The 22,221-nt window shown below is 40.9% G+C and carries 25 protein-coding genes; 15 read left to right on the plus strand and 10 right to left on the minus strand.

Annotated features, from left to right (window positions below; all coding sequences use genetic code 11):
- From CYLST_RS04520 to CYLST_RS04560, 9 genes are all read left to right on the plus strand, one after another.
- The gene (locus CYLST_RS04520) at nt 1–1,329 is read left to right on the plus strand and encodes an RNA-guided endonuclease InsQ/TnpB family protein (protein WP_041233429.1); all 1,329 of its coding nucleotides are present in this window, start codon (nt 1–3) and stop codon (nt 1,327–1,329) included.
- A 186-nt stretch (nt 1,330–1,515) separates the two neighbouring features.
- Complete coding sequence (locus CYLST_RS04525; RefSeq protein WP_015206526.1) at nt 1,516–2,103, plus strand: Uma2 family endonuclease; 588 nt, start codon at nt 1,516–1,518, stop codon at nt 2,101–2,103.
- 66 nt (nt 2,104–2,169) lie between these two features.
- Nucleotides 2,170–3,720, plus strand: coding sequence for a bifunctional phosphoribosylaminoimidazolecarboxamide formyltransferase/IMP cyclohydrolase (gene purH, locus CYLST_RS04530; protein WP_015206527.1), 1,551 nt, complete (start codon nt 2,170–2,172; stop codon nt 3,718–3,720).
- Between the two features lie 346 nt (nt 3,721–4,066).
- Entirely contained in the window at nt 4,067–4,678 is a 612-nt protein-coding gene (locus CYLST_RS04535; protein ID WP_015206528.1) for an HD domain-containing protein, read from the plus strand.
- 51 nt (nt 4,679–4,729) lie between these two features.
- On the plus strand, nt 4,730–5,050 hold the full coding sequence (locus tag CYLST_RS04540) for a 2Fe-2S iron-sulfur cluster-binding protein (protein WP_015206529.1): 321 nt from the start codon (nt 4,730–4,732) through the stop codon (nt 5,048–5,050).
- A gap of 115 nt (nt 5,051–5,165) precedes the next feature.
- On the plus strand, nt 5,166–5,807 hold the full coding sequence (locus tag CYLST_RS04545) for a DUF4178 domain-containing protein (RefSeq protein WP_015206530.1): 642 nt from the start codon (nt 5,166–5,168) through the stop codon (nt 5,805–5,807).
- A gap of 7 nt (nt 5,808–5,814) precedes the next feature.
- Entirely contained in the window at nt 5,815–7,251 is a 1,437-nt protein-coding gene (locus CYLST_RS04550) for a spermine/spermidine synthase domain-containing protein (protein WP_015206531.1), read from the plus strand.
- Nucleotides 7,252–7,367: 116 nt separating this feature from the next.
- Nucleotides 7,368–8,372: a lipid II:glycine glycyltransferase FemX gene (locus tag CYLST_RS04555; RefSeq protein ID WP_015206532.1), complete on the plus strand. Its 1,005-nt coding sequence runs from the start codon at nt 7,368–7,370 to the stop codon at nt 8,370–8,372.
- Nucleotides 8,373–8,375: 3 nt separating this feature from the next.
- Nucleotides 8,376–9,245: a DUF350 domain-containing protein gene (locus CYLST_RS04560; RefSeq protein ID WP_015206533.1), complete on the plus strand. Its 870-nt coding sequence runs from the start codon at nt 8,376–8,378 to the stop codon at nt 9,243–9,245.
- 121 nt (nt 9,246–9,366) lie between these two features.
- On the opposite strand, the gene speD is transcribed toward CYLST_RS04560, so the two are convergent.
- The 3 genes from speD to CYLST_RS04575 form a co-directional block, all read right to left on the minus strand.
- Entirely contained in the window at nt 9,367–9,690 is a 324-nt protein-coding gene (speD, locus tag CYLST_RS04565; protein ID WP_216595231.1) for an S-adenosylmethionine decarboxylase, read from the minus strand.
- Nucleotides 9,691–10,036: 346 nt separating this feature from the next.
- Entirely contained in the window at nt 10,037–10,633 is a 597-nt protein-coding gene (locus tag CYLST_RS04570) for a CDP-alcohol phosphatidyltransferase family protein (RefSeq protein ID WP_015206535.1), read from the minus strand.
- Between the two features lie 103 nt (nt 10,634–10,736).
- Nucleotides 10,737–10,934 carry a hypothetical protein gene (locus CYLST_RS04575; RefSeq protein ID WP_015206536.1) on the minus strand — a complete coding sequence of 66 codons (198 nt, stop codon included), beginning with the start codon at nt 10,932–10,934 and terminating at the stop codon, nt 10,737–10,739.
- A 116-nt stretch (nt 10,935–11,050) separates the two neighbouring features.
- Between CYLST_RS04575 and CYLST_RS04580 the strand changes: the two genes are divergently transcribed.
- From CYLST_RS04580 to CYLST_RS04590, 3 genes are all read left to right on the plus strand, one after another.
- A complete protein-coding gene (locus CYLST_RS04580) occupies nt 11,051–12,595 on the plus strand; it encodes an NAD(P)/FAD-dependent oxidoreductase (RefSeq protein WP_015206537.1) in 1,545 nt (514 codons plus the stop codon).
- A gap of 36 nt (nt 12,596–12,631) precedes the next feature.
- Entirely contained in the window at nt 12,632–13,336 is a 705-nt protein-coding gene (locus tag CYLST_RS04585) for a hypothetical protein (protein WP_015206538.1), read from the plus strand.
- A 118-nt stretch (nt 13,337–13,454) separates the two neighbouring features.
- Nucleotides 13,455–14,162: a hypothetical protein gene (locus tag CYLST_RS04590; RefSeq protein ID WP_041232953.1), complete on the plus strand. Its 708-nt coding sequence runs from the start codon at nt 13,455–13,457 to the stop codon at nt 14,160–14,162.
- 9 nt (nt 14,163–14,171) lie between these two features.
- Here the strand turns inward: CYLST_RS04590 and CYLST_RS04595 are convergent, their stop codons facing one another.
- Nucleotides 14,172–14,720 (minus strand): Uma2 family endonuclease, encoded by a 549-nt coding sequence (locus CYLST_RS04595; RefSeq protein ID WP_015206540.1) that lies wholly within the window; start codon nt 14,718–14,720, stop codon nt 14,172–14,174.
- A gap of 135 nt (nt 14,721–14,855) precedes the next feature.
- Complete coding sequence (locus CYLST_RS04600; RefSeq protein WP_015206541.1) at nt 14,856–15,827, minus strand: putative 2-dehydropantoate 2-reductase; 972 nt, start codon at nt 15,825–15,827, stop codon at nt 14,856–14,858.
- 122 nt (nt 15,828–15,949) lie between these two features.
- Between CYLST_RS04600 and CYLST_RS04605 the strand changes: the two genes are divergently transcribed.
- Nucleotides 15,950–16,351 carry a fasciclin domain-containing protein gene (locus CYLST_RS04605; RefSeq protein ID WP_015206542.1) on the plus strand — a complete coding sequence of 134 codons (402 nt, stop codon included), beginning with the start codon at nt 15,950–15,952 and terminating at the stop codon, nt 16,349–16,351.
- Between the two features lie 179 nt (nt 16,352–16,530).
- The gene (locus tag CYLST_RS04610; protein WP_015206543.1) at nt 16,531–16,860 is read left to right on the plus strand and encodes a hypothetical protein; all 330 of its coding nucleotides are present in this window, start codon (nt 16,531–16,533) and stop codon (nt 16,858–16,860) included.
- 347 nt (nt 16,861–17,207) lie between these two features.
- On the opposite strand, the gene CYLST_RS04615 is transcribed toward CYLST_RS04610, so the two are convergent.
- The 3 genes from CYLST_RS04615 to CYLST_RS35075 all read right to left on the minus strand — a co-directional run bounded on the left by CYLST_RS04615 (nt 17,208) and on the right by CYLST_RS35075 (nt 20,001).
- Entirely contained in the window at nt 17,208–17,405 is a 198-nt protein-coding gene (locus CYLST_RS04615; RefSeq protein WP_015206544.1) for a hypothetical protein, read from the minus strand.
- A 570-nt stretch (nt 17,406–17,975) separates the two neighbouring features.
- A complete protein-coding gene (locus CYLST_RS04620) occupies nt 17,976–19,331 on the minus strand; it encodes a UDP-N-acetylmuramoyl-tripeptide--D-alanyl-D-alanine ligase (protein WP_015206545.1) in 1,356 nt (451 codons plus the stop codon).
- 532 nt (nt 19,332–19,863) lie between these two features.
- The gene (locus tag CYLST_RS35075) at nt 19,864–20,001 is read right to left on the minus strand and encodes a hypothetical protein (RefSeq protein WP_015206546.1); all 138 of its coding nucleotides are present in this window, start codon (nt 19,999–20,001) and stop codon (nt 19,864–19,866) included.
- A 227-nt stretch (nt 20,002–20,228) separates the two neighbouring features.
- On the opposite strand from CYLST_RS35075, the gene CYLST_RS04630 reads away from it, so the two are divergent.
- Entirely contained in the window at nt 20,229–20,807 is a 579-nt protein-coding gene (locus tag CYLST_RS04630; RefSeq protein ID WP_015206547.1) for a GNAT family N-acetyltransferase, read from the plus strand.
- Nucleotides 20,808–20,859: 52 nt separating this feature from the next.
- Here the strand turns inward: CYLST_RS04630 and CYLST_RS04635 are convergent, their stop codons facing one another.
- Nucleotides 20,860–21,780 carry a histone deacetylase family protein gene (locus CYLST_RS04635; protein ID WP_015206548.1) on the minus strand — a complete coding sequence of 307 codons (921 nt, stop codon included), beginning with the start codon at nt 21,778–21,780 and terminating at the stop codon, nt 20,860–20,862.
- 48 nt (nt 21,781–21,828) lie between these two features.
- Nucleotides 21,829–22,047: a hypothetical protein gene (locus CYLST_RS04640; protein WP_015206549.1), complete on the minus strand. Its 219-nt coding sequence runs from the start codon at nt 22,045–22,047 to the stop codon at nt 21,829–21,831.
- Nucleotides 22,048–22,221: the final 174 nt, after the last annotated feature.

Raw genomic sequence — 22,221 nt, forward strand, 5'->3', positions numbered from 1 at the left:
ATGGCGTTACGTAGAGCAACTTTCCGACTATATCCAAATAAGGAAGTAAGTCTTATGTTGTCCTACCACCGCCAGCTTCACAAAGACTTATATAACTCAGCAATATCTAACAGAATTACTGCTTACAAGAAGTTTGGCAAATCTGTTTCCTACTTTGAACAACAAAATTGTTTACCTGACTTCAAGGAAGTTTGGACAGAATATAAACAAATAAATTCTCAAGCATTACAAGCAACATTAAAGCGAGTAGATTTTGCTTTTCAACGGTTTTTTAAGGGACTAGCAAAGTATCCTAGATTCAAATCAATTAGGCATTATTCAGGTTGGACTTACCCATCATTTACTGGATGGAAATTACACAGTACGGGCGATAACGGTTATTTAGAATTATCCAAGATTGGTCAAATTCAAATGCGTGGTAAAGCTAGGCTTTGGGGACAGCCCAAAACTCTAGATATTGTTTATCGTAACGGTAAATGGTATGCTTCCATTACATTAGAAGTTGATGAAAATTTGCTAAAAAATAGCCGACAAACCGCTTCGGGAATTATTGCTATTGATTTAGGATGTAATGATGCGATTGCTTGGAGTAATGGCGAGGAAAATGGCTTAGTTCCTGCACCTCGATTTTTCCGGATAGCCGAACAAGAAAACAAACGTTTGAGTAAAATTAAACGTCGCAAGCGTTCACCTAGTTTCCAGAAAAAGATTAAGGCTTCTAGAAGATGGAAGAAAGCCCAGAAGCAGATTAGTAAACTTCATAGAAAAGTTGCTAACCAACGTCAAAATTGGGTACATCAAGAGACTGCACGGATTATTAGCGGTAACAGCACGGTAGTCACTGAAAAGCTAGAAGTTAAGAACATGACCTCCAAAGCCAAAAAAGTCCAACGCAAAAAACAAAAAGCCGGGCTAAATAAATCAATTCTTGATGTGGGCATGGGGATGATTCGAGATACACTAAAAGCCAAATTAGATGATGTTGGCGGTGTATTTGTAGAAGTTCCTACTAGGAAGGTAAGACCATCTCAAACTTGTCCTCAATGTGGATATCAAGAAAAGAAGAGTTTAGCCGAAAGAATTCATGTTTGCCAAAACTGCGGATATACTCAACAGCGCGATATCGCATCAGCAGAAGTCATGTTGCTTTGCCTGAATAATAAATTGCCGGGGTTAGGAACTAGCCTCGTAGACGTAGATGATTCTAGCTCTACTTCAAACACCAACAAACGCAAGAATGCTGGAAGCATGAAGCAACTAGGTCGTATGAAACGTCAAAAATCTCAACTTACTGATGGGTATGCAGAAACCCCATCTTCAACGAAGTAAGATGGGGTAGTTCATCTGTCCGACACCAAGTTGAGGAGGTCCGCGATAGATCAAGATTCTCCGTTTTTACCCAAATCCCTATTAGGGATTGAAACTATAGTGCTTCAGGATATGATAGAGGTCATCTTACCCCCTCAGTTACAATTCCCCCAAATCCCTATTAGGGATTGAAACGAGGTTTTGAATATGGTTGCTTCCCCTGAAATTTACATTACCCCAGAAGAATACTTAGAACTGGAAGAAAACAGCCCCATCAAACATGAATATATTGATGGGTACATCTACGCAATGGCTGGGGCACTTGAAGCTCATGTGACGATCGCTGGAAACCTGTTTGCATTGCTGCGTAATCATGTGCGTGGTTCTGGCTGTCGCGTATATATTTCTGATATGAAAGCAAGAATAGAATCTCTAAATAGATTCTATTATCCTGATGTGATGGTGACTTGCGACCAACGCGACCAAGAAACGGCTGGGTATAAAAAATTTCCTTGTTTAATAATTGAAGTGTTATCTAACTCTACCGAAGGTTTTGATAGAGGGGACAAATTCGCCGATTATCAAACTCTGGAGAGTTTACAAGAATATGTGTTAATTAATACTAAAAAACAAAGGGTTGAATGCTTCCGTCGTAATGATCAAGGGCTGTGGGTTTTACAGTCTTATGTAGGGGAACAAACATTTTTTCAACTGCACAGCATTAACTTTGAAGGGACGATGACGCAACTGTATGAAGACGTGAATTTTGATTTGCCGCCTCAACCCCAGAATTGATCTATAACTCCCCACCCTTTCGGTAAAATGATCTTCTGCTCTCAATTTTAAGGAATCTGGGGAATTATGGCGCGTCTAGCCCTGCTGAGTGTATCTAACAAAACTGGTGTAATTGACTTAGCCCGTAGCTTGGTTGAAGAATTTGGCTTTGATATCATCAGCAGTGGGGGAACAGCCAAAACTCTGAAAGATGCCGGAATACCCGTTACTAAGGTTTCTGATTACACAGGTTCGCCGGAAATTTTAGGCGGTCGTGTCAAAACTCTCCATCCCCGGATTCATGGGGGAATTTTAGCACAGCGGGATGTGGCACAAGATTTGACAGATTTAGAAAATAACCAAATTCGTCCGATTGATTTGGTGGTGGTGAATCTTTATCCATTTGTGGAAGCGATCGCTAAACCAGGGGTAACATTATCTGAGGCGATTGAGCAAATTGATATCGGTGGCCCGGCAATGTTGAGGGCATCATCAAAAAACTTTGCTCATCTCACTGTCTTGTGTGAACCATCTCAATATGCCGAGTACTTGCAAGAATTGCGCGATCATGCTGGGAAACCAACTTTAGAGTTTCGCCAAAGGTGCGCTTTAAAAGGATTTTTACACACTGGCAGCTATGATCAAGCGATCGCATCTTACCTCACAGAGGCTATAGGAGCACAAGAAACTGCGCCCCTACCCCAACAATACAACCTCTCTGGACAAAAGCTGCAATCTCTACGCTATGGCGAAAACCCCCACCAAAGCGCTGGATGGTATCAAACTGAAACTACCCCAACAGGATGGGCCGCTGCAACCAAACTGCAAGGCAAAGAACTCAGTTACAACAACTTAGTTGATTTAGAAGCAGCACGGCGGATAATTTCTGAATTCACCGATAGCCCCGCAGCCACAATCATCAAACATACTAATCCCTGTGGCACCGCTGAAGGTAGCACAATTTATGATGCTTACCAAAAAGCTTTCAACGCTGACTCGACTTCTGCCTTTGGTGGTATTGTCGCCCTCAACCGTCCAATTGATGCTGATACCGCCAGGGAGTTAACCAAAACTTTTTTAGAATGCGTTGTCGCACCGGGTTGTGAACCAGATGCACAAGAAATTCTGGCAGCTAAAGCGAATGTCCGCCTGTTGATTTTACCAGATTTGCATAGTGGACCCAAAGAAACTGTCAAAGCGATCGCAGGTGGTTTTCTGATCCAAGCTGCCGATGACATCATTGCTGATGTGAGTCAATGGCAAGTTGTCACCGAACGCCAACCCACCGCAAGCGAGTTAACAGAATTGCTATTTGCCTGGAAAGTTTGCAAACACGTTAAATCAAATGCCATTGTCGTGAGTGGCGATCGCGCTACCCTAGGAGTAGGTGCTGGTCAAATGAACCGCGTTGGCTCAGTCAAAATTGCCCTAGAACAAGCTGGGGAAAAAGCCAAAAACGCCGCACTCGCCAGTGATGGATTTTTTCCCTTTGATGATTCAGTCAGAACCGCAGCAGCAGCAGGAATTACCGCCATTGTCCAACCAGGAGGAAGTGTGCGGGATCAAGTTGTGATCAAAGCCGCTAACGAACTGGGTTTAGTTATGGTGTTTACAGGTGTGCGTCACTTCTTACACTAAATCAGGTAATTCTAGTAAGTAATCTAGTGCAGTTGTCAAAGTGTCACTCAATATACTTGCTGATTAATTAAATCAGTGATAACGTATAGTCGTGTGTGAGGAGCAATGTTAGATATAGAAAGCGCTTGGGGTGGAAACACGGCAACACTCCCAGGCGCTTTTTATTTTGGCTCCAAAAAATGCATTATTTTGTCCAGTTGTGAAAGTGTCACTCAATATACTTGCTGATTAATTGAATCAGTGATAACGTATAGTTGTGTGTGAGGAGCAATGTTGAATTTAGAAAGCGCTTGGGGTGGAAACACGGCAACACTCCCAGGCGCTTTTTAATGGGAGAGTTTCAGAAGTGACAATTAACAGACTGACGCCACAAATTCAGTTCATCATCGAAATTGACCGCCTCAAACAGGTGCTGCGCCAAACGTCCCTTATTGGTGGTTCACGGCGAGAAAACAGTGCAGAACACTCCTGGCATTTGGCGGTAATGGCGATCGCATTAGCGGAATATGCCCCAGATGGGGTAGACATATCACATGTCATCAAAATGCTGCTGATTCACGACTTGGTAGAAATCGATGTGGGCGACATTTTCTGCTACGATGTCCAGGCTAATCAAAACAAGACAGAGTTAGAGGCACAAGCAGCAATTCGTGTATTCGGACTTTTGCCAGGAAATCAAGCCGAAGAATTACGTTCACTTTGGGAAGAGTTTGAAGCCTCTGAGACACCCGCAGCCAAATTTGCCGCCGCCCTAGATAGAATACAGCCGTTGCTGCACAATCAGCAAAATAATGGTGGGACTTGGCTGATATATGGAATTACGCGGGATCAGGCAATGAAACGAGTGGCACCAGTAGAAAAAGGTGCGCCAGAACTTTGGCCGTTTGTTTTGCAACTGATTGAGGATTCTGTGGCGGCGGGGTATTTGAAAGAGACTACTGCATTTTTGCAGATTTAGATAAATTTAGGACTGTAAAGACGTTGCATGCAACGTCTCTACACTAAATAAATGAAAACCTATCGGGTAGAATTGGTCAATCGCCGCAACTTTGTGGTAGAAGTGGCGGAAAATGAATATATTTTAGATGCTGTCGAAGCTGCTGGCTTACGTTTGCCTGTTGGTTGTCGATACGGTGCCTGTATTACCTGTGCAGCCAGACTGATTGAGGGGAAAGTTGATCAGTCTGAAGCAACTGCACTTAAACCCACACAAGAAGCGACAGGTTACGTTTTGCTGTGCATCGCCTATCCTCGTTCAGATTGTAAATTTGAAGTCGGCGTGGAATGCCAAGATGAATTGTACATCAACCCCTTCAAAGGTCGCCGTTGAGTCTTATTGTGTAAAGTCATTTAAAAATTGTTGGCAGATGAGCCAGAGTGAATGATATGGTAATGAATCTCTCAACTCTGTTGTGTAAATTACAGTTGCCGAGATTTGAGCTTTTATGCCCACAATTGTTACTCAAAATCAACTTCAGGAGTTGCGTCCAGGCGATCGCGTCAGGTATCACGGTGTCGATTGGGATATAGAAGATTACAGCAGATATCAAGACCCCCAAGGTTATGAAACTGACGAGTGGTTGTTGAAATCGCGCGGTGGATCAGAATATTACTTGTTACGAGAATTTGACCCCAACCAGGCGCTAAACACTGTAAATTGGTATCTTGCTCAGGAATTGCCAAATGTTAGCCTATTCTTGCCAGATTCACCGGAAAATATAGCACCCAAACTTTGGCAAGATATGCCAAAAACAGAACCATATCCAGAATTAAAACTTTTTTACAAATCCTATTATTTTGAGTCTCAAACTCAGGGAACCTATCAGGCAGAAGGGGAAACAAGATCTCGCATTACTTGGGATTATTGGGATCAAGACCATCAGATAAATTTAGCAATAGAAGCTTTTGCTGATGGTCAACTAGATATTTATTCAACCAAGGTAGTGCAACCTGAAGAATTTTCCCAAATTCAGAAAGAGATAGAGATAAAGCGGGGAATAAATGCTATTAATCCAGGCAAGATTATTCAGCTTATCTTAGCATCTCTCACGTTAATTATTGGAATTTGGCTGATGATATTTGGATAAGTTGCCAATGCCTACTTCATTATTTATTGAACAGCATGATGATAGTATCGCCTTTTATATCAATGGAGATTTACAGTTTGATACTGCCGATGAGGCAATTTATCATGAATATTTGGTAATTCCTGCAATATCTTTAGCAATACAGAGATTCCCAAAAACAGCTTTGCACGTCCTAATTTGTGGCGGCGGTGATGGTTTAGCGGTGCGTGATGTATTGCGATTTGAGCAAGTTAAAAAGATTGATTTAGTCGATTACAACCCAGAAGTTTTAGAACTAGGCAAAACCGTATTTAAGCCTTATAACTTAGGCAGCTTAGAAAGAGAAAATGTCACCGTCTACACTCAAGAAGCTTTTCAATTTGTTTCGCAATTACCAGACAACCATTATCACGTTGTAATTTGTGATTTTACCTATCCTAACTCTTCAGAAGAAACAGAAATATATAGTCGAGAATGGTTTCAATCAATCAATCGCGTCTTGATGCCATCTGGAATAATCTGCACTAATGGCGTTTCTCCAGAAAAGAAAACAGCAGCTTTTTGGAGCTTGTATCAAACAATACTAGCAGCCGATTTGACAGCGAAGCCTTTACAGCTAGATATTCCCTCTTTTAGGTGGCATGGTTACGGCAATTGGGGCTTCTTTTTGGCATCATCACAGGTGATTACCAGAGAAGAAATAGAGACAATAATTATATTTAGTAATTTACATTACTTAAACCATAGCCAGTTACTACAGGCGTTTGTCTTTGATCAAGCGATCGCTAACTTTCGTCACAGCGTCACCATTCACACAATAGAAAGTCCTCAGTTATTGTATTACCTGCTAAATTATCCAGCAAACCTAGAGAATTTAGCTTTAAAATCTGGCGATTATATTAACTTTTTGGATTTAGCAGAAACCACAACAGCAGAAATCGGAAATAGTGATTTTCTAGATTTAGAGTCAGTAGCCAAATTTTGGTTAGAAAATATCTATGAGTCCCCAGACTCACAGGTAAATTCACCAGATATCAATCGATTGTTACCATCACGCCATCACTATCATAGTCCCCAAATGACATCAGCGTGGTTAGCACATCTGAAAGAATTATTAGCAGAAATAGACGGCAAGCGCTTATTAAATAGTCTATTAGCCAGGGCACAAGAACTACCGCCACAAATTGCCAGCGAATTGAAAAATTTAGCTGATAAAATTAACTCCAATCAACCATTACCAAAGCTGCCTCCTAAAATAGCTGAATTTATCACGCTGCTATCAGTGACGCTGTTAATGGCAAACTTAGTATCACCAGATTCCGTATTTGCCAAAGGTTCATATTCTAGCAGTAGCGGTTATGTTGATGATGATAGTAGTTCTGATGGTAAATTTCTGGGTTTTATGATGGTTGTAATTGGCGGATTTTGGTTAGCTTCCCTATTAGCAAAACCCAAAGATGAATAAATGTTGCCTCACAGATCAGATCCCCCCGCCTATGGCGACCCCCTTCCGGGGGTGGAGAAATTAAGCCCCCCTTTTTAAGGGGGGTTGGGGGACTTCAACATATAACTTTAGAAAAAATGGTATTAACAATTAGAGAATTCAATATAGCCGAGAACCAAGAATGGGATTTATTAGTAAAAACAGTTCCAGATGGTTGCTTTATGCAAACTTGTCCTTGGGCAGATTTTAAAGAATTAGAAGGATATAAAACCTTTCGCTATGGTTTATTTTTAAATACAAAATTAGTCGGCGGATGTATATATTATTTATATCCCCATACAAATAAAGCAAATTTATTAATTGCACCCGGTGGCCCTATCTTACCAGAAAGCTGCCCTGACAAAGGAATGCTGTTGTTGTTAGAACAAGCAGAGAATTTGGCACAGAAACAAGGTGCGATCGCCTTTCGTATCGAACCACTATGGAGAGAGAAACCTGATTATCTCCGAGGCTTTGTTCGCGCACCTGCTGATTTATTACCATCCGAAACTTTATTAGTTGATTTACGTTCAAATGCCAGTAAAATATTAGCAGAGATGAAGCCAAAAGGACGCTACAATATCCGGCTATCTCAACGCTATGACGTAAAAACCGAATTTAGAAATGATTCCCAAGCAATTTCTTTATTTTATGATTTGTTTTGGGAAACAGTGCAGCGTCAGCAATTTTTTGGTGAACCTTACGGCTTTTTCATTAATCTTTGTCAAACCTTATTTGCCGCTAACATGGCAGAAATTGGTTTAGCTACTTGGCAAGGAGAAATACTAGCAGCAATTCTAGTAATTTATTGCGGTAATATGGCTACTTATTTATATGGAGGACGGAGTGCTGCACACCCAGAAGTGATGGCAAACTATAGCTTACATTGGGAAGCGATGCAAAGGGCAAAAACTCGTGGTTGTCAGTTTTATGATTTCTATGGTTTTAACCGTACTCCCAATCATGCTTATGCCAAGTTTTCCCAATTTAAAGATCAGTTTGGTGGTCAGCCTATCACGACTATAGGTGCTCATGATTACTTCTTTTATGACCAGTTAGCTGATACGTTAATTAGCTTATTCCAAAAACTAAGCAGGGGGTAGTAAATGAACGAATTATTAATAAATGCACTCACTCAATCAGGAGTAATTATACTAGAGTTAGCGATGGGTTTTAGCTTGTTTTGGCTAGGACAGTTAGCTTATCAAAAGCTGTTTCGGCGGCGGATGGAGTTAAACCTAGAACTGTTCGTTAAGGATAACCCCGCTGTGGCGATCGCACTTGTAGGTTATTATTTTGGTATTGTCATGGCTCTGGGTGGGGTTTTGGGGCAAACTACAGTCAATTTGCCGGATAAAGCCCTGAGTTTAGCCAACTACGGCGTGATGGTAATTTTTTTAATGTTGGCTGGTGCATGGGTTGGAGATAAATTAATTCTCCGCCACTTTAATTGTGAACGAGAAATCATTCAAGACAGAAATATCGGTGCAGCTACAGTGGAAGCAGGAAACCACATCGCCAACGGATTGATTTTAAATGCGGCTTTGGCGGGTGAAAGCGGTGGTTGGTTGGTGGCTTTGGTGAGTTGGTTAATTGGTTTAGGTGTGCTTGTTGTGGTGAGTTTTGTTTATCCCCGCGTTGCTAAATACAATGTGTTTGCAGAAATTGAAAAACGCAATAATCCAGCCGCTGGTGTAGCTTTAGCCGGTTTACTCGTTGCTGCTGGTAATATTGTGCGGGTGGCATTTTCTGCTGAATTTGAAAACTGGATTGTCAGTTTTAGCCAATATGGGTTAGTACTATTATTTTGCTTAGGTTCACTGATAGCAATTCGCTTTTTAGCAGATTTAATTTTAGTGCCAGGTGTGAAAATTTCTGACGAAATAGTTAATCAAGATATTCCAAATGTCGGTGCTGGTTTAATTGAAGCTTTCGCCTATATCTCCGCTTCATTTCTAATTGCTTGGTGTTTTTAAAAGTATTGAGTTAGGGACTTCCAATCAAAAAAATATCCAATCGGTAGGGACACAGCAATACTGCGTCCCTACAAGTCTATGATTACTGGATAATTTATTTTTTGGTATTGAGTTAGTTAATTTAACCAATTATAAATAAATATTGCCAATCTACATCAAACTGGCTGATTTGCTTTGTCAGTATCTCAGTGAGAATTTTAGCCTTTTCGAGATTATCTTTTTGGTAGTCACATATATGAATATCGATTGTGACTTTTGCTTCTTCTGGCCAAAAGTGTAATGCTATATGCGATTCTGCTAGTAAGACAACTGCTGAAACTCCCTGTGGTTGGAATGCAAAAGCAAGTTCACCGACAACAGTCAGTCCGGCCGTCTGGGAAGCATTTTTTAAAACCTGAATAAAATCTGCTGCTTCCCAACTGAAAACAGTCTTGGAAGCTGGCAAAATTGCTGAAAAATGATGGGACTTAATCACTGATGCAAGTAAATAATGTCTCGCAGCTATCTGTTTGTGGACATAGGTGAAGATCCCCCCTAACCCCCCTTACAAAGGGGGGGGACAGGAGACAACAATTTATCAAGGTAATCAAATATATTATGATTATACTTGTATGTTTGGGATGTTTCAGGATTTTAGTAAGTAATACCAATTTTATGTGAGGTTGCACAGAATGATGAAATCAATTTAATTATCCATCTTTATCTGCGTTTATCTGCGGTTAATTCTTTTTCATATCTTATTCTATGCAACTTCATATCAATTTGGTATAAGTTTACTAATGCTATGTGCTTCACAATTCAGATAAAGTTTCTAATTGCAAATTCTGTCGGATTTTCAGGGCGTGAAAAATGCTTAAAACGTCATGTGTCCACGCTGGCAGTATTAATGTCATGGCTATTTCTTCTAGGCTGTGGATGAAGCCGACAATGCAGGTTAACCATAAGATAATTCCTGTATAATCAAAGCCGAAAAGGGCAACAATGGCAATAAAAAGAGTGATTCCCCAAAATTTTGCTGAGTAGGTGTGGTAGCTGGCGGGTTTGCCGTATTTGACTAGGTTCACTATCCACCAAATTAACTGAGCAAAAACAACCATTAGTAAGGGTAGTGAATAAGTAATTAAAACGCTTTGATATACCAGCCATGCACTCACAAATATGCTGCTAAAAAGGCAGACATCAGCCCAACTATCAGCTTGTCGTAGCTGGGCAGTGCTAACACCTAATCGTCTGGCAATAATGCCATCAAAGATATCTGAGAGGAAGGCTGCTACGAAACCAACAATAAACCAAATACTGGTTTTGCCATCAAGGGCATCCCAAAGGAGAAAGGGAGAAATCAAAAAGCGAAATAGTACAAGCCCACTGGGAATTAATTTGAGATTCATTTTTCCTCCTGATATTGGGGCGTGATTTTCTAATTTATTACTTCACGACTAAATGATTAGATCCCCGACTTCTTAGAGAAGTCGGGGATCTGAGGATGTTCGTTCACATGTTAAGAATTTTGTCAAGCTGCTGATTAGTTGAATAGCCAACAGCAATGACGGCTGATGGTGGGTTAAGTTGGCTGATGGGTGCGGGTTTCATGTCCCGGTAGTCGAGGATTTGGACGATGATTAGATATGCGATCGCTAAAAGTATCGAAATCGCACCTGTAATATAGGCAACTATTTTTGAGCGGTTCATGAGCATTTCCTGTAATTAAACTTATTGTGCTGCGCTATATCCACATTGCCACAATCTATGATTGATCATCGCTGGGTATATTTACAATATTGGTAACTCGGCTGGAATTCAATTTTATGTCCCTAACTGAAGAGATACTTGGACAACTACCTGGCGATGTGCTGGGAGGGTTGCGGCAAAGCGATCGCATTTTAGCATCCCTAAGAACAGACAATTCCCCCATCCCCACAGTAGTTCAAGAAGATTCCCAACCTTTAGGCGCTGTAGACTGGGATGTAATTGTCTGCGGTGGCACTTTAGGCATTTTAATCGCTAGCGCCTTAGCAGTGCGGGGTTTGCGTGTAGCATTAATAGAGCGGGGATTTTTGCGGGGGAGAGAGCAAGAGTGGAATATCTCTCGTAAAGAGCTAGAAGTCTTTGTGGAGTTGGACTTGCTGACAGAAAAAGAATTGAAAAGTGCGATCGCCACTCAATATAACCCGGCGCGAGTCAGCTTTCAAGGTGGAACCCAAGTTTGGGTAGAAGATGTCCTCAACATCGGCATAGATCCAGTTTATCTACTAGCAACCTTAAAAACAAAATTCCTCGCAGCCGGGGGAAAATTATTTGAAAACACACCTTTTACCGCAGCAGTAATTCATCCAAATGGGGTGATGCTCAACAACCAATTCACCGCTAAATTGTTAATCGATGCCATGGGACATCTTTCACCCATCAGCAAACAAGCGCGTCAAGGTAAAAAACCAGATGCACTTTGCTTGGTTGTGGGAACTTGCGCTCAAGGTTTTCCGGAAAATCCCACAGGCGACTTGTTATTATCATTCACATCCTTGCAGAATCAATGCCAATACTTTTGGGAAGCCTTCCCAGCTAGGGATGGTAGAACCACTTATATGTTTACCTACATGGATGCACACCCGCAACGCTTGACTTTAGAAAATCTGTTTGACGAATATCTGCGCCTCTTACCAGAATATCAAGGTGTGGAATTGAGCCAACTTCAGTTTCAACGAGCATTGTTTGGTTTCTTTCCCACCTATCGCCAAAGTCCCCTCAAAACCCCGTGGAATCGCATTCTCCCAGCCGGAGACAGCAGCGGTAGTCAATCTCCCTTGAGTTTTGGTGGTTTTGGTGCAATGGTGCGTCACTTGCAACGGTTAACATTAGGAATTGAAGAAGCACTGCAAACCGAGCAATTATCTGCCAAGGCGTTAGCAATGCTGCAACCATATCAGCCAAGCTTGAGTGTCACTTGGTTGTTTCAAAAAGCGATGAGTGTGGGAGTGAATCAAAATATTGCACCAGAGCAAATTAACCAACTCCTCTCAGCGGTGTTTCAGGAAATGCAACAGCTAGGTACACCAGTACTCAAGCCATTTTTACAAGATATCGTCCAGTTTTCAGCACTGACGCAAACATTGTTAAAAACTGGTTTATCCCATCCAGGGTTAGTTGCCAAAATCATTCCCCAAGTTGGTTTAGGAAACTTGCTCGATTGGCTGGTGCATTACGGAAATTTAAGTGTTTATACTGCCTTATTTTCCTTGAGTCCAATGTTAGAAACATGGGTGAAGCTTCAGCCACGCGGACAACAATATTATTGGCATCGTTTGGTTGATGGCTGGAAATATGGTTCTGGTGCAGATTATGCTGATAAATAATTGACAAAACTTGAATAATATGTGTGTGAGGAGAGGATGATTGAACGGAAAACGACAAGTATAAAATATTTCCCTGTACTGCTTGGCTTATTGCGCGATCGCCAAATATTTCTTGAAGAAATTCGCGAAGGTGTCAGATTACCCAGTAAAATCATTTCTCTCCTAGTTTGCAGTTCCCTATTTATTGCTATGTATGGCGGAATCATTGGTGCGTACCATGGCTGGATGCAAGCTTTATCTTCCGCCGTAAAATTACCAGCACTGTATTTAATCACATTACTGATATGCCTACCCACATTGTTCTTTGCTAATATTATCTTTGGTTCCAAGCGCACTTTTGGACAGCATTTTGCATTAGTGTTAACTGCGGTTTCAGTCACCAGCGTGCTGTTATTTAGCTTTGCACCAATCACACTATTTTTCTTAATTACCACCAAGAATTACCAATTTTTAATTCTGTTAAATGTAATTATCTTTGCCTTAACTGGATTTATCGGCATCTCTTCCTTATATAATGCTACCAGTTTAGTTTTAGAACAAGACAACGAAGGTAGCAAAACCCGCCAGAAAATTTTACAATCTTGGCTATTCCTTTATGCTTTTGTCGGTAGTCAGTTGGGATGGACTCTCAGACCTTTTTTCGGTACACCTGATTCTGTCTTTCAACTGTTTCGCGAAAGAGAAGGGAATTTTTATCTAAGCGTTTTTCAATCCCTTGGTTATCTCTTAGGATTTCGTTAATTTGTCAGATGTAATTATGTTTGTAGTGAGGGATTCATCCCTCATAATTCAAGGATGGAAAGGACTAAAGTCCTTACTACGAACTTTTTCACAGCTAAAAAAATTCAAAATCTATTATATGTTAGAAAAACAATCTTACAGAATTCAACAGTTTGGCGTTTTGCTTAGTTTACTACGAGATCGCCAGACTTTTTTAGAAGAAATTAGTCAGGGCGTAAGATTACAAAGTAAGATAAGTGCTCTGTTCGTTACTAGCTCCATATTTTTCGCTATTTATGGGGCAATTATCGGTGCATCTCACAGTCCACATCAAGCATTATCTGGTGCAATTAAACTTCCAGCATTCTACTTATTAACGTTGATTATTTGCTTTCCTACATTGTTCTTTTTTAATGTTTTATTTGGTTCTCGCAGCAGTATTCAACAGCATTTTGTCATCTTACTCACAGCAGTATCAGTGATTAGCGTGCTGTTATTCAGCTTGGCACCAGTGACGCTGTTCTTTATGATCACAGCCCCCGATTCTTATCAATTCTTCAAACTATTGAATGTCTTAATTTTTGGCATTACTGGCATTTTTGGTGTGAAGTTCCTTTATGAAGGAATGCAGTTACTTTCACAACAAGATGAAGTAGGAAAAAAAACTAGAACCACTATTTTAAGATCCTGGTTATTTCTTTATGCCTTTGTTGGGATGCAATTAGGATGGTTTCTGAGACCGTTTTTTGGGGCACCAGACTCTAAATTTGAGTTATTTCGGGCAGTGAAAGGTAACTTATATCTTGATCTTGCCCAAGCAATATCAGAAATTTTTGGTTTTCGTTAATCTAATATTTCAAGCTAACAATTCATCGACTGATATATTAAAACATGGGAGTACAGTTTGAGTGCTAACAACCTCACCAGAAATAAACACCAGGCGGTGATTTTTTGTAATCACAATAATCCAACGATTTTCCGGAAATACTAACCAGACTTCCTCACCTCCAGACTGCAAATATTCTTGAGATTTAGCAATTATCTCTTCAGCAATATCTGTAGGGGAAATAATTTCAGCTATGAGTGGGAAACTTTGGGGTAGAACAGCAAGTTCACCAAATTGCTGAACTAATTCTGGTGTGAGATAAGCAACATCTGGACGCCGTCCTTGCTGGCTAGTGCGACAGGGAACTTCTGTATATACTTCTCCCCCTTGTCCGCTAGAATCTTTGTAATTTCTCCAGTAAAAGTAGAGATTACCCTGAATTCGACTATGTTTGAGTGTCACGCCATTTTTATCCAATAATTCTCCATTTACCCACTCTGTCCCCTCAGGGGCATTATGTAGCCAATCTTCTAGAGAATAAGCTGGTGTAACATTGGCAAGAACTGGAGCAGTTAGCATTATTATCTATTTTCCTAAATAACACTTACTAATATTATAGGATTACTGTTTTATTTTTGTTGGTGTAGCTTACAGGCTGAACTGGAAAACTTCCTACCCTCTTAATTGCCTGTGTTCATCTGTGTTTATCTGTGGTTACATTTTCTGAAAATTCTCCTTAGCAAGAGGACTAAAATTAATTCTGGCATCCAGAAACTTTAACTGTTGATATACACAACTAATCTGCGGTAAATTCACACCCGCTGCTTGTGCTTTGCGTAATGGGTTGCCAAAAATTGCTTCAACCTCCAAGGGACGGCGTTCATCGTAGTCAATCTTCATGCTGGTGCGGTAAGGCCTCATCTTCACAGTGTAATCAAGCATTGTTTGAATGAAGCTATCGGGGATAATGCGTCCAGTACTTTTTGCCCCATCGGCAACTTCATACATTAACTGTTCAACTAACTTGCGAGTGTAGATATCTGCCATTAATTCGTCTGTTGTCGCGTTGAGAATTACAGACAATCCATTGTAGGGGATGTTCCACACCAGTTTTTTCCACCGTCCCAGCAGTAAATCTTCAACTAATTCCATCGGGATATTAGCGCTGTTAAAGTCTTCGGCGATTTGCCGCATCTTGTCTGTAGTCCCGGTGGGGTGATAGTTAGAGTCATATTCACCCAAAGTAATATGTCCATAGTCTAGGTGGCGGATATATCCTGGGCCCACTTTATTAGAACACAGAAAGCATAACCCACCAATAACGCTGACACCGCTAATAATTTGGGCAACTTCCTCTTCCACACCCAGTCCATTCTGCAATACCAACACCACCCCATTTTCTTTAATAACGGGTGGTAATAGCTGTGGGAGCAAGTGGTTTTGCGTTGTTTTCAGCGCTACCACCACGACATCACACCTTGGCATTTTTGCCACGTCGCTGTAAGCGTGGACTTGGGGGAGGGTAAAGTCACCGTCTTTAGACTCGACGACTAAACCATTTTGGCTGACTTCAGGGTAATCACTTTTGAGCAAAAAGTGGACTTCTAAACCTGCTTTTTGCAGTCTGGCACCATAAAAACCGCCTAATGCACCAGTTCCCAGGATTGCGTATGTGCGCTCGGACATTTAATTTATTCAGGAATCTTCTTAAGAACATCATAAGGCGATATTACAATAGCCATTGGATTAATAAAAGTTAAAACTGTTGACTATCCTTTAAAATCTTTGGCAGAGATTAGGTGAAATCAATGGCTGATATTGTTGATATTGCAGTTGGTGCTGATTCCTTCAAAACTTTGGTGGCGGCTGTTCAAGCTGCTGGTTTAGTGGAGACATTAAAAAGTCCTGGGCCATTCACTGTGTTTGCACCAACTGATGATGCTTTTGCCAAGTTACCACCGGGAACTATAAAAACTCTGTTGCAGAACATTCCCCAGCTAGCACGGATTTTAACGTATCATGTCGTTCCAGGTAAGCTCTTGCAGGCTGATTTGGCAAAACTTGGTACGGTTAAATCTGTGGAAGGCTCACCCATTAGAATTGATTGCGCTAATGGTTTTGAAGTCAAAAATGCCACTGTTTTAGCAGCAGACATAGTAGCTGATAATGGCGTAATTCACGTTATCGATACTGTGATTTTGATGGGTTAATTTTGCTATGGTGGGCATTCCCCACCATATTTGCTCCAAATTTTTAGCTGGCAAATTTATTAAATTTATGTTAAAATAACGATGTGAGTACTCACATCAATGCTAATGTAGATTCTAATTATATAAAAAAATATTAAATCTCTAATAACTAAGTTAACATTATCCCCACAAACAAATTGATGTTCGATTTCCATTCCTTAGCTGAATTTTCCCGTGGCAACTGCGTAAGTATTTGTGCATTCCTTGTGCCAGCAAACATACTTACCACATCATTAACTATTATTCTCACCGTACTACGCCGTCCTACACATCAAGTATGGCAAGCTGCTGGAATTGCTAGTATTTTCGCTTTTGTGATGATCATGCATGTCTATACTTGGTTCATAATTGGCGTGGTAATGCCTCCTACTTATATTTTATTGTCGCTAGCAGTCACTTGTTTACTGACTAATTTGGGAATAATTCTGTTTCGCAAAGTTTCCCCGCAATTAGTTTCTCTTTGGAAGTAGTGTTACAGCACATTTCATCTGAGTGAGGTACACAAGGGCAGGCTTTTCGGACTACCCCACAAGAGTTTTATTAGTTATATTTGTACCTCATTTACCTGCAATCTGCTGTATTTAAGCTATTACCTATTTACCAAGATTCGGTTGTTAGAGAAATAATGCAACTGCAATTGGACTTCAGTTTTTTCAGATTTGTTTTCTGAATAAATAAAGTAATTGAGAGTTCTAAATCTGGCTTAACTGAAATAACTGACAAAAAAGCATCAAAAAAGTGGGAGAGTAATTATGATTACTCTCCCAACTTCTTAAATAAGCTGTTAGCTAACTGCTAATAACTTATATTAGTTCGATTAATACCAACCGCCATGTTTGGAATAACCGTGGGAGTAATCGTGGTGAGAGCGGTCGTAATAGGATCTACCATGTGAATAATGGCCTCCCACGATATTTTGTATTTCTTCAGAAGCTAGTTCATCGAGAAAGCTTTCAGAATCTTGCAATAGATCGTAACCAGCAAGACGTAGTTCAGATAATTGAATAGCAGCCATGAGGGTTTCTCCTTTGTTCTCAAGCAGGAATTCTTTAAATCAAAAGCAAGATTAGACTGAGTTTTGTCTAATCTTATTTCTGATCATTTCAAATGGAATCTGTTAAATCAAGCCTTTGATATTGATTGTTTAGACATAATTAATAGAGTTGCGTCTGTTTATTTCTTTAGCCTAGTAATTAAGTTGACAATAAATCGATTAATTTAGGCAAAAACCTTGGGCTAGCCCGTAAATGAATGAGCGGATAATAGCTAAGTTCTGTTGACAGTAGTTTTCGATTGATTAGAATACACTTTAGAGACGTTGCATGCAACGTCTCTAAAAGATATGTATTCCATTCACATGAAAACTCTTTACGTGAGTGAGGAGTGACAGTCGTAATTACTTGAATTATGTCTCACAAAAAGACTAATATAGCGAATCTCATGGGAGCGTTGATGCCAGACGACTATAAGTCGCGACACTTGGAGCGAAGTCCGCAAGACAAGGACGCAAATAATTTGAAACCCTTGCCTTGCAGGTTTTGTCTGTATAGCTACGGGACTCTTTCAGATTTAAATTAGCGAAAAGTTAACTGGGGAATTCTGCACGCAACTGATTGACAACTCGATCCAATCCTACTGAATGGGCAGCTTTGAATAGTAGGCGATCGCCTGCTTGCACAAATGTTTTTAACCTTGCCAGCAAATCCGCATGAGTGACAAAGCACTCCGATGGTACACCCACGGCACTTTTAGCGATCGCTTCGGCATCGTTACCGTCAACCAAAACCAACAACCCGTCTAAATTCAACTTTCGTACCGTTTCCCCAACTCGTTGGTGCAGCTGTGGCGATCGCTCTCCCAATTCCTTCATTGCACCCAATACCGCTATCTTCCGCTTTCCTGGCGTATCTGCCAACAAATGCAACGCCGCCAACATTGCTTCTGGTGCAGCATTATAAGTCTCATCTAAGATCAGCACATCATTGGCCAAGGCAAACCGCTGCGATCGCCCAGTCGGCATATTCACCATCACACCAGCTTGCAGGCATGACCAATCAATTTCTAATACCTGGGCTACTGCTAAAGCCGCTAAAAAATTAGTAGCATTGTGACGACCAGGTAATGGTAGTGGGATGGGGATACCGGCGACTTCCACAGTTTCGTTATCGATTAGCACCCCTTGGATATCGCCACCCGAAAAACCGTAAGTCAAAACTTTCCCTGTCCAGACTTTCGCCGCTGTGGCCATTAATAAAGGATTGTCGTGATTGAGAATTGCCACACTATCAGCAGGCATTTCGGCCAATAACTCACATTTAGCTTCGGCGATCGCTTCTTCTGAACCCAGTAACTCAATATGCGCCGTTCCCACGTTGGTAATTAAGCCAATCGTCGGCTGGGTTATTTGTGTCAGTTCGGCAATTTGTCCCCTACCCCGCATCGCCATTTCAATTACAGCAAAGTCATGTTCTGCACTGATTCCTAGGAGAGTCTTCGGGACACCGATTTCGTTATTGAAATTCCCGTAAGTTTTGTGGACTCTTCCCTGTGTTGCCAAAACTGCGGCGATTAATTCTTTGGTGGTAGTTTTGCCCACAGAACCAGTTACCCCAATCACTGGTATCTGCAAACGTTGCCGCCACCAGCCAGCAATTTGCTGATATGCCTTGAGTGTGTCTTTCACCCGCAACACAGGGAATCCCGGATTATCGTATTCAAAATCAACAATTGCGACTAAAGCACCAATAGCCATCGCCGTGGGGATAAATGTATGCCCATCAAACTTTTCGCCTCGTAAAGCCACAAACACCTCACCGGGTTTCAATTTCCGGGTGTCTGTTTGGATACCGCTGCCCCATTGTGCTAAAGCGGATGCCGATAAGTTTACAGGCTGGGCTAAAAGAACTTGAACCAGTTGGGATAGAGTGGCAAAACCTGACATACTAATCAAATTTATTCCCAAGAATAGAATATTTTGAGCCAATAATCAAAAAGCAGATAGTTAGTTCGCAAATGGTGCGGGGGCAAAATTCCTTGCACCCGATGATTTTTGGCGAAGATTAAAGTACAGCGGTCGATATTGTTACACACAATAACACCAAAAGTAGTGCCAAAGGAGTTGAACTTCTTTGGCACAATTTTTTTCAGCGCTATTTACTCATATTTTGCAAAAATTTTGGCAATGGAGACAACTTGTTCTCTACTATCACCCGATTAACTTATCCACAGCTTTTAACTAAAATCACTGGCATAATTTGTCTGGCTATTTCACTAAAAACACTTAAAGTTTGGCTGAAATCGGTTTAGTTACTCCTATAGGTGGGTCTCAGTAGCGGTACAGTTACCTGTGTTCTGGCTTCCAAGTAGTGCTGTAACGCTGTGAGACTTTCATCTTTTAGTGTCGCCAGGATTTATTAGCAGCAGAGATATACACTTAATGATTTTGGTAAAAATACACCACCAAGTGCTTTGTTTTAGTGTTCTCCTGTTTTTTCAATTGTTTCGATAACTGCCAAACCTATAGCAGAAGCTGCGATTAGCAGTATTCCTGATATCAAATAGGCATTGACAAGCATCTGTAGGGCATGATCGGAGAAAATATAGGTGGTCATTTGCTTCACCCTCTGAACTTTGTGCTGCTAGTACTATTTATTTCTCTACACCCAGATAGGTGAATTTTGCTGAGAAACTGCTAGCAATAGCATCTTAACAAAACTTTAGCTACTTCAGAACATCGCTTAAACTTTTTTGCTGAAGATTTGATGAATTTGACCAGCATGATTGTTAAACAACATACATAGAAATACTCAACGCAGCAGTTGTATCTACCGAAAATTTTATGAGTAACCTTGCTAAACTTGTAAAGTATATCACAGATTACACAGCAAATAATATGGGACTACTATCCTTAGAAATCTCCGCAAATCGCCTATTATTGCAGCCGATCTCGCTGAAATACAAAGAAGATATTTTTAGAGAATTTACGGAAGAGATTACTACGTATTTATATGCCCGTCCTCCTCAAGTAATTTCGGAAACCGAACTATTTATTGATGAATCTTTGCTAAAGATGCAAAGAGGGGAAAATCTCACAGTCGTAATTCTCAAGAAAGATTCCCAGGAATTTTTAGGCTGTAGTGGAATCCTCGATATTAAGAGTAAACACCCCAAAATTGGGATTTGGCTGAAAAAATCAGCACATGGCAACGGTTATGGGCTAGAGGCGATTACTGCCCTCAAGGAATGGGCTGATAAAAATTTAGATTACGAGTATCTGATTTACCCTGTAGATCGAGTAAATATGCCCAGTAAAAAGATTCCCGAAAAGCTAGGGGGGCAAATTTTTCTGGAATTTGAGCATCCAAAGTTGAATGGACAAACCTTAAATATCGTAGAGTACAGAATCCCTAAAAAATGAAAATTATCCGGCTATTTACTATTCCCAGGAACAAGCTGGGAGGTAGAATACGCTAAAACAAACAACGTCTAATGGTGGCATTAACTGATTGAGAAAGTGTTGATAAATCGTAGCCACCTTCTAAGCCAAAGAGAATTTTTCGAGTTAGCCCCAAACAATATTCTGTAAATAAACCAAAATCATCTGGTTGCAAATTGATACTTGCTAAAGGATCTGCGGCATTGGCATCATAACCAGCGCTTACAATCAGTAAATCTGCCTGAAATTTGGCTAAAAAGGGGATGACTTTTTTTTCTAAGAGTGGTTTATATACGGCAATATCACTACCGGGAGGTATGGGCAAATTTAACAAGTTATGATGCGAGCCTTGTTCAGAAGCTTTACCAGTACCGGGATAACAGGGGTACTGATGAAGAGAACAATAGGCAATTTGTGGGTGAGTTTCGACGATCGCTTGGGTGCCATTGCCGTGATGTACATCCCAGTCTAGGATAGCGACGCGGTTAATTCCCGGTTGTTCCAAAGCGTAGAAAGCGGCGATCGCCGCATTAGAAAATAAGCAAAAACCCATACCCGCATCACTTTCTGCATGGTGTCCCGGTGGACGGGCCAACACAAAAGCCGGATTTGCCGTTGCTAGCACTGCGTCAACTCCATCCAACCAAGCACTTACCGCCAACAATGCCACATCATAACTGCGGGGAGAAATTGGCGTATCACCATCTAGATAACCACCACCAGTTGAGGCGATCGCTTTAACTTTGCTGATGTAGGTTGGGGTATGGACTTTTGCCAACAGAGACAACAGCCCTGGTCTTTCGGCTGCTGGTGTAGGTGTAAGCCATTGAATTTTGTCAGCAAAGGCAGATGTTTTCAATCCGTTAGCGATCGCCGTTAAGCGTTCTGGTTTCTCTGGATGGTAGCGTCCCGTCTGGTGATCCAGAAACTCCTGGGAATAAATGACTGGCAGCATAGGATAAAAAAGATTTACAGTAGGATACTGAATGCAATTTTAACCTGACTATTCTTTAGTAAAACTGATCATTTCATCGATTGGTTGATCTAGCATTTCTGGAACTAAAGCTTGATTCCCACGACGTTCTTCGGGTGATTGTTCCCGAATGACATCATCCATTTTTGGTGGATGTTTGATTTTGTCAAGTACCTCTGGACTTAATTCCGCTGCGTCATCTTCTGGATTTGTCTTTTCAGCTTGGTTGGGAACTGTTTTTTTACTCATCAATTTTTCCCTGAATGCATAGGTCTAGCTTAAAAGATAGATTGTCGGGTAAACACTATCTTGGGGCTGAAATTGCTATTATTAGGCTAAATTTCAAAGTTACTAAAACCCACCGGACTAGACTGATGACTTCTTCAAGGCGAGCATTTTGCTGTTACCAGATTAAACAAATTT

The sequence above is a fragment of the Cylindrospermum stagnale PCC 7417 genome (assembly GCF_000317535.1).
Lineage (GTDB): Bacteria > Cyanobacteriota > Cyanobacteriia > Cyanobacteriales > Nostocaceae > Cylindrospermum > Cylindrospermum stagnale.

What these genes read in the sequence shown, in the direction of transcription:
- CYLST_RS04560 (WP_015206533.1), top strand. Translation starts at nt 8,376, where the DNA reads ATGAACGAATTATTAATAAATGCACTCACTCAATCAGGAGTAATTATA.
- CYLST_RS04520 (WP_041233429.1), top strand. Translation starts at nt 1, where the DNA reads ATGGCGTTACGTAGAGCAACTTTCCGACTATATCCAAATAAGGAAGTA.
- CYLST_RS04600 (WP_015206541.1), bottom strand. Translation starts at nt 15,827, where the DNA reads ATGTCCGAGCGCACATACGCAATCCTGGGAACTGGTGCATTAGGCGGT.
- CYLST_RS04540 (WP_015206529.1), top strand. Translation starts at nt 4,730, where the DNA reads ATGAAAACCTATCGGGTAGAATTGGTCAATCGCCGCAACTTTGTGGTA.
- CYLST_RS04610 (WP_015206543.1), top strand. Translation starts at nt 16,531, where the DNA reads ATGTTCGATTTCCATTCCTTAGCTGAATTTTCCCGTGGCAACTGCGTA.
- purH (WP_015206527.1), top strand. Translation starts at nt 2,170, where the DNA reads ATGGCGCGTCTAGCCCTGCTGAGTGTATCTAACAAAACTGGTGTAATT.
- CYLST_RS04570 (WP_015206535.1), bottom strand. Translation starts at nt 10,633, where the DNA reads ATGAATCTCAAATTAATTCCCAGTGGGCTTGTACTATTTCGCTTTTTG.
- CYLST_RS04525 (WP_015206526.1), top strand. Translation starts at nt 1,516, where the DNA reads ATGGTTGCTTCCCCTGAAATTTACATTACCCCAGAAGAATACTTAGAA.
- CYLST_RS04615 (WP_015206544.1), bottom strand. Translation starts at nt 17,405, where the DNA reads ATGGCTGCTATTCAATTATCTGAACTACGTCTTGCTGGTTACGATCTA.
- CYLST_RS04635 (WP_015206548.1), bottom strand. Translation starts at nt 21,780, where the DNA reads ATGCTGCCAGTCATTTATTCCCAGGAGTTTCTGGATCACCAGACGGGA.
- CYLST_RS04545 (WP_015206530.1), top strand. Translation starts at nt 5,166, where the DNA reads ATGCCCACAATTGTTACTCAAAATCAACTTCAGGAGTTGCGTCCAGGC.
- CYLST_RS04605 (WP_015206542.1), top strand. Translation starts at nt 15,950, where the DNA reads ATGGCTGATATTGTTGATATTGCAGTTGGTGCTGATTCCTTCAAAACT.
- CYLST_RS04640 (WP_015206549.1), bottom strand. Translation starts at nt 22,047, where the DNA reads ATGAGTAAAAAAACAGTTCCCAACCAAGCTGAAAAGACAAATCCAGAA.
- CYLST_RS35075 (WP_015206546.1), bottom strand. Translation starts at nt 20,001, where the DNA reads ATGACCACCTATATTTTCTCCGATCATGCCCTACAGATGCTTGTCAAT.
- CYLST_RS04580 (WP_015206537.1), top strand. Translation starts at nt 11,051, where the DNA reads ATGTCCCTAACTGAAGAGATACTTGGACAACTACCTGGCGATGTGCTG.
- CYLST_RS04595 (WP_015206540.1), bottom strand. Translation starts at nt 14,720, where the DNA reads ATGCTAACTGCTCCAGTTCTTGCCAATGTTACACCAGCTTATTCTCTA.
- CYLST_RS04575 (WP_015206536.1), bottom strand. Translation starts at nt 10,934, where the DNA reads ATGAACCGCTCAAAAATAGTTGCCTATATTACAGGTGCGATTTCGATA.
- CYLST_RS04550 (WP_015206531.1), top strand. Translation starts at nt 5,815, where the DNA reads ATGCCTACTTCATTATTTATTGAACAGCATGATGATAGTATCGCCTTT.
- CYLST_RS04620 (WP_015206545.1), bottom strand. Translation starts at nt 19,331, where the DNA reads ATGTCAGGTTTTGCCACTCTATCCCAACTGGTTCAAGTTCTTTTAGCC.
- CYLST_RS04585 (WP_015206538.1), top strand. Translation starts at nt 12,632, where the DNA reads ATGATTGAACGGAAAACGACAAGTATAAAATATTTCCCTGTACTGCTT.
- CYLST_RS04555 (WP_015206532.1), top strand. Translation starts at nt 7,368, where the DNA reads ATGGTATTAACAATTAGAGAATTCAATATAGCCGAGAACCAAGAATGG.
- CYLST_RS04630 (WP_015206547.1), top strand. Translation starts at nt 20,229, where the DNA reads ATGAGTAACCTTGCTAAACTTGTAAAGTATATCACAGATTACACAGCA.
- CYLST_RS04590 (WP_041232953.1), top strand. Translation starts at nt 13,455, where the DNA reads ATGTTAGAAAAACAATCTTACAGAATTCAACAGTTTGGCGTTTTGCTT.